The organism is Streptomyces sp. S3(2020), from assembly GCF_013044505.1.
GTDB lineage: Bacteria > Actinomycetota > Actinomycetes > Streptomycetales > Streptomycetaceae > Streptomyces.
The window spans coordinates 1-4,677 of record NZ_JABERD010000388.1 but is presented as its reverse complement, the minus strand read 5'-3'; the positions used below and the strand labels follow the sequence as shown (position 1 = coordinate 4,677).

Genomic DNA, 4,677 nt, shown 5'->3' with positions numbered 1-4,677 from the left:
GTCCGTCCCTCTGGAGATCGCCGGCTCCTATCGGGCCCGTACCAAAGGGCTGTTGGGGCGGGATTCCGTCGACGGGGCCATCCTGTTGTCGCCCGCCAACAGCGTGCACACCTTTCGTATGCGCATCCCCATCGATGTCGCCTACCTCGATCGCCGCCTCGTCGTCATCGCCGTGCGCACCATGCGGCCGGGACGACTGGGGCGGCCCCGGCTCCGTTCCCGGCATGTGCTGGAGGCGGAGGCCGGGGCCATGGCCGGGTGGGGACTGCGGACCGGGGCGAGGGTGACTGTGACCCGCGACGGGTGACGGCGTCGGCCTCGGCCTTGGGTCGAGTGCGTCGGTGATTGGCAGATCTGTTTCACCCGTGGCTGCGCTCACCTGGTCTCCTCGGGCGCTGGGCATAGCAGAAGAAGTGGTGTTCGAGGGCCGGGTGGGGGCCGGAGGGGCTGAAGGTGGAGGTTTCCGTGAAGAGGATCTCCAGGCCCTGGGCTCGCAGGCGGCGCTCGTACTCGTCCCCGGTCAGACTGCTGACTGTTACCCGGTGGCCCATCCACGTCAGTTCCACGTCGCTGTAGTCGCCGGGGACCGTGGCCATGATCAGGTGGCCGCCCGGGGCCAGCCAGCCGCACATGCGGTCCAGGGCCGACTCCACCTCCGTTCGGGACATGATGAGGAGCGGGAAGAACGCGCACACCGCGTCGAAGGCGTACGGCGGTGCCTCGTACGTGCGTACGTCGGCCAGCTCGAACCTCGCCTCCGGAACCTGCGTCCGTGCCAGTTCGACCATCGCCGGTGACACGTCGATCCCCGTCACCTCGCAGCCCGCGCGCACCAGCTCCTCGGCCACCGGCCGGCCCGTGCCGCTGCCGACGTCCAGGACCCTGGCCCCGCGCGGCAGCCGCGCCGTCAGCCACCGCAGCGCCGCCCGCTGCCCGGCCAGGCCCTCGAAGGCCTGCTCGTAACGGGCTCCCAGTGCGTCGAACACCGTCGCCGCATCTTCCGACGCTTCCAGCTCTTCCAGCTCTTCCAGCTCTTCCAGCTCTTGATCATCCACACCGGACACCTCTCCACGGTGGGCCTCCGGGATCCCTCGCCCGCGCCAGATCAACCCGGAGGGAGTACCTCGGCGCCCCACGAGACGCGCGTCACATTCAGGGGTGTCACATCTGGGTGGGGTCGTTCCGTCTACGGGGTGTAGGCATCGACACCAACGCCACAGGAGCTCACCATGGAAGCCCGCCTCGACCTCTTCGGTAACCCGCTCGCCGGCAAGATCATCCGGTACGTCAACTCGGCGGGCAAGGCGGTCGCGGACTCGACTCTGCCGCACTCGACGGCGGAGCTCGTCAAGCTCCGCGCCAGCCAGATCAACGGCTGCGGATTCTGCACCGACATGCACACCAAGGACGCGGTCGCCGCCGGTGAGACCCACCAGCGCCTCCACCTCGTCGCCGCCTGGCGTGAGGCCAACGTGTTCACCGACGCCGAGCGGGCCGCGCTGGAGCTGGCCGAGGAAGGCACCCGTATCGCCGACGGGGCCGGCGGTGTCAGCGACGAGGTCTGGGCGAACGCCCAGAAGCACTACGACGAGGAGCAGCTGGCCGCGCTGATCGCCACCATCGCCCTCATCAACCTCTACAACCGCTTCAACGTCATCCTCCAGCAGCCCGCCGGTGACTACCAGCCCGGCATGTTCGGCTGACCGAACGACAGTCGGCTGTTCATCGAGCGCGCCGGGGAGTTCCCCTCCCCGGCGCGCTCGTCGTTCAGCTCTCCGTACGCGGGAAAGAGACCTCGACCCGTCGGTTCTTCTTGCGGCCGGTCTCCGTCGAGTTGTCGGAGATCGGGTACTGCTCGCCGTATCCGCGCACCTCGTACGTGATGTTCGCGTCGTTCAGTTCGCTCTCCAGGACGTCCTGTACGGCGTTTGCCCGCTGCTTCGACAGGACGTCGCCGTGGGCGGAGGAGCCCAGGTTGTCCGTGAAGCCGAAGACACGGATCTTCGTCGCGTTCTGCTTCTTGATCTCGTCCGCGATCGCCGCGATACGGGCCTTCGACTCGCCGCTCAGTTTCGCGCTGTCCTTGCCGAACAGGACCTCCGCCTGGAGGGCGAACTTGACGTCCGCATTGGTGTCCTCACGGCGTTCCTCGCCGGACTGGTCCTCCACGACCTGCTTGATGTCCAGGACCTTGGGTTCGGCCAACGTGGCGCCCTCGGGGAGCTTCAGGTCGGGGTCGTTGGCGTCCACCTTCACGGGGGCCGCGGCGGTGGCTTCGGTGCCTGGAGGGACGCTGGGGGTTTCGTCGGCCTCGGCTGTCGTCGCGACGAACAGGTTCGTGGCGAGCATGACCGACGCGGCGGTGAGGGTCAGGGCGAGGCGGGGTGGGGTGAGGGTCATGTGGGGCCTCACCCGGAGATGGTGATGGTGGCGGCGGCGAAGGTGGGCAGCTGGAAGGTGACCTCGGTCGTTTCGGCGGGGGGTGCCGGGAACTGCATGAAGACGGGGGCTGACTCGCCGGCCTTCAGCGAGGTGAGGTCCGTGGTCGTGAGCGGGCGACCATCAGTGTCGCGGAGCACGTAATAGCGCTTCTTGCTGGCCGAGTCGACGAGGGTGGCTCCACCCAATGACCTGCCGTGCCTGATGATCTCGGTTTCGTCACCCCTGAGTCCGGCCGGCACGACAACGGACTTGGCTCCGTCGTTCTTCAAGTTGCCGTTGACGGTGACGAAGCCGCCCGCATCCCTCTGAGCAGAGGTGACCTCGAGCAGCAATCCGTCGGGCCCCTTCAACTCGGCCAAGGGGGCTTCCTCTTGGCCTTCCTGAGCGCTCGGATCCGACCCGGCTCCCTTGGACGCCGAAGCCGAGGCCTCGGGCTTCTTGTCGTCGTCGCCCCCGCCACCGCAGCCGGCCACGCCGAGAGCCAACCCGGCCGCAACAGTCAGCGCGACCATCCCCCTGCGGGCCTTCGTAGTGAACCGAATGCTCATGACTCCGCTTCCTTCATCCCTCGTCGTTCGCTTGTCAGTCGGCCAGATGGACGTCGAAGAGATCCTCGGGTTCCGGCAGGACGGTGAGATCGTCCGGATCCAAGTCCCAGTTCCTGTCCTCACAGGTGAGTTGGGGCAGTACATCGTCTCCGGCGTCCGCACCCGGAAGCTCGAACGTACACAGGGGCTCGACCACCGCCTTGGCAGACGCCTTCGCGTACATGCCCTCCGTACCCGGGACTATGGAATCGCCCACGGATTCGTCGCTCTCGACCTCGACCGTGTAGCTCAGAGCATCAGGGTCACAGCCCTGTACGTGAGCCGCGTTCTGCGCCGCCAGCTGGCCTGCCCTCCCACAGGAAAGCGTGACGCCCGGCGCATTGCCGTCGAAGATGTCCTGCCACTTGGCCGGATCGAGTACGGCTTCAACCCACTTGCCCGCGAGTTGGTCCCGAAGGTCCTGCGCAGCCGCGAGCGCCGCCGCGTCGGCTGCCGTCTGGGCACCGTTACGGTTCGCCGCGGCCTGGCCGACCGCAAGGTAGGCGAACGCAAGAAAGAGCAGGCCCGCCACCACCGTGATGTAGATGGGGAAGGCCTGCCCTGCGTCGCCGCCCTTGCGGCGCCTGATCAGCCAATGACCTCTTGAATTTTCGCGGTGATCGCGTCGAAGATCTGCTCGCCAATGTCCGTCCCCGTGATCGCCAACACGATCGCCACAACCACCGCGATGATCCCCAGGTACTCGACCGCGGTCTGTCCCTCGTCGTTCCAGTTCCGCATGGCGTTGTCCTCCGTTGTCCGTGGTGGGGGCAACGTATGAGGTGGCAGTCGTGTTTGCGGAGGGTCCCAGGGCCCAACTGCGGGCCCAATTCCGCTTTTGCTTCCCCCCAGCTGTCATGTCAGGTCACCCCTAGCCACTTCGCGGCGGCTTCGGCGCGGCTGGTGCTGTGGAGTTTGGCGAAGATGCGGTTGATGTGGTTCTTGACGGTCTTCTCGCTGATGAAGCAGGTGGCGGCGATCTGTTGGTTGTTCATGCCGGATGCGATGAGGTCCATGATCTCCGCCTCCCTTGCGCTCAGTTGGAACCGCGACTTGTCAGACTGTCCCACACTTGGTTGCAGTTGCGAAAGTCTTTTCGCAGAAATCAGCGGGGGCTTGGGGTTACGGGTAGCAAATTCGTGTGCAATCGCATCCCCTTCCGTGCCGCGCAGCCTGGCGACCAACGCGTCCGCCGCTGTCGGTGTGAAGTGGGCCCGGCCGTTCTTGATGTTCCGTACGGCGTCGACCAGTTGGTCCGCGGTGAACTCGCCGTGGACCAGGTAGCCGCCGGCGCCCCGGCGCAGGGCCTCGTGGACGATCTCCGTCTCCCTGCTGTAGGTGAGCATCACCACCGGGGCGATCTGGACCAGGTGCGGGAGGGCCGAGAGGCCGTCGACACCCGGCATGCGGACGTCGAGGAGGATCACGTCGGGGTGGTGGGCCCGTGCCGCCTCGTAGGCCTGGCGGCCGTCCGCGGCCTCCGCGACGACCGTGATGTCCTCGCGGCCGGAGAGGAGCGCGGTGAGGCCCGCGCGGACCACCGGGTTGTCGTCCGCCACCACGACCCGCAGGGCGGTCGGTGGTGCGGGCGGCGGGAAGTCTTCGAACGGGTCGTGGGGCGGTGGCTGCTTCGCGCCGGGGTGGGGAT

General features: G+C 67.2%; 8 protein-coding genes. 2 read left to right on the top strand and 6 right to left on the bottom strand.

The genetic code is table 11. The features are described from left to right. Positions 1-307, top strand: a 307-nt coding sequence (locus HLK59_RS48290; protein ID WP_171148037.1) for a DUF192 domain-containing protein, incomplete at its 5' end; no start/stop codon positions are given. A gap of 52 nt (positions 308-359) precedes the next feature. On the opposite strand, the gene HLK59_RS48285 is transcribed toward HLK59_RS48290, so the two are convergent. Then, positions 360-1,055: a class I SAM-dependent methyltransferase gene (locus HLK59_RS48285; protein ID WP_346780002.1), complete on the bottom strand. Its 696-nt coding sequence runs from the start codon at positions 1,053-1,055 to the stop codon at positions 360-362. A 174-nt stretch (positions 1,056-1,229) separates the two neighbouring features. Here HLK59_RS48285 and HLK59_RS48280 point away from each other — a divergent pair, with 174 nt between their 5' ends. After that, the gene (locus HLK59_RS48280; protein WP_171148036.1) at positions 1,230-1,703 is read left to right on the top strand and encodes a carboxymuconolactone decarboxylase family protein; all 474 of its coding nucleotides are present in this window, start codon (positions 1,230-1,232) and stop codon (positions 1,701-1,703) included. Between the two features lie 64 nt (positions 1,704-1,767). Here the strand turns inward: HLK59_RS48280 and HLK59_RS48275 are convergent, their stop codons facing one another. The 5 genes from HLK59_RS48275 to HLK59_RS48255 all read right to left on the bottom strand — a co-directional run. Further along, positions 1,768-2,400, bottom strand: coding sequence for an OmpA family protein (locus HLK59_RS48275; RefSeq protein ID WP_171148035.1), 633 nt, complete (start codon positions 2,398-2,400; stop codon positions 1,768-1,770). An 8-nt stretch (positions 2,401-2,408) separates the two neighbouring features. Next, a complete protein-coding gene (locus HLK59_RS48270; RefSeq protein WP_171148034.1) occupies positions 2,409-2,990 on the bottom strand; it encodes a hypothetical protein in 582 nt (193 codons plus the stop codon). A gap of 34 nt (positions 2,991-3,024) precedes the next feature. Continuing rightward, the gene (locus HLK59_RS48265; RefSeq protein ID WP_171148039.1) at positions 3,025-3,618 is read right to left on the bottom strand and encodes a pilus assembly protein TadG-related protein; all 594 of its coding nucleotides are present in this window, start codon (positions 3,616-3,618) and stop codon (positions 3,025-3,027) included. Then, positions 3,618-3,770 carry a hypothetical protein gene (locus HLK59_RS48260; protein WP_171148033.1) on the bottom strand — a complete coding sequence of 51 codons (153 nt, stop codon included), beginning with the start codon at positions 3,768-3,770 and terminating at the stop codon, positions 3,618-3,620. The genes HLK59_RS48265 and HLK59_RS48260 overlap by 1 nt, the downstream gene beginning before the upstream one ends. Before the next feature lie 119 nt (positions 3,771-3,889). Next, positions 3,890-4,677 (bottom strand): response regulator transcription factor (locus HLK59_RS48255; RefSeq protein ID WP_240983073.1); only part of this gene is annotated, 788 nt, incomplete at its 5' end.

Excerpts from the sequence above, each read along its gene's own strand:
- HLK59_RS48280 (WP_171148036.1), top strand. The coding sequence starts at position 1,230 with ATGGAAGCCCGCCTCGACCTCTTCGGTAACCCGCTCGCCGGCAAGATC.
- HLK59_RS48270 (WP_171148034.1), bottom strand. The coding sequence starts at position 2,990 with ATGAGCATTCGGTTCACTACGAAGGCCCGCAGGGGGATGGTCGCGCTG.
- HLK59_RS48275 (WP_171148035.1), bottom strand. The coding sequence starts at position 2,400 with ATGACCCTCACCCCACCCCGCCTCGCCCTGACCCTCACCGCCGCGTCG.
- HLK59_RS48260 (WP_171148033.1), bottom strand. The coding sequence starts at position 3,770 with ATGCGGAACTGGAACGACGAGGGACAGACCGCGGTCGAGTACCTGGGG.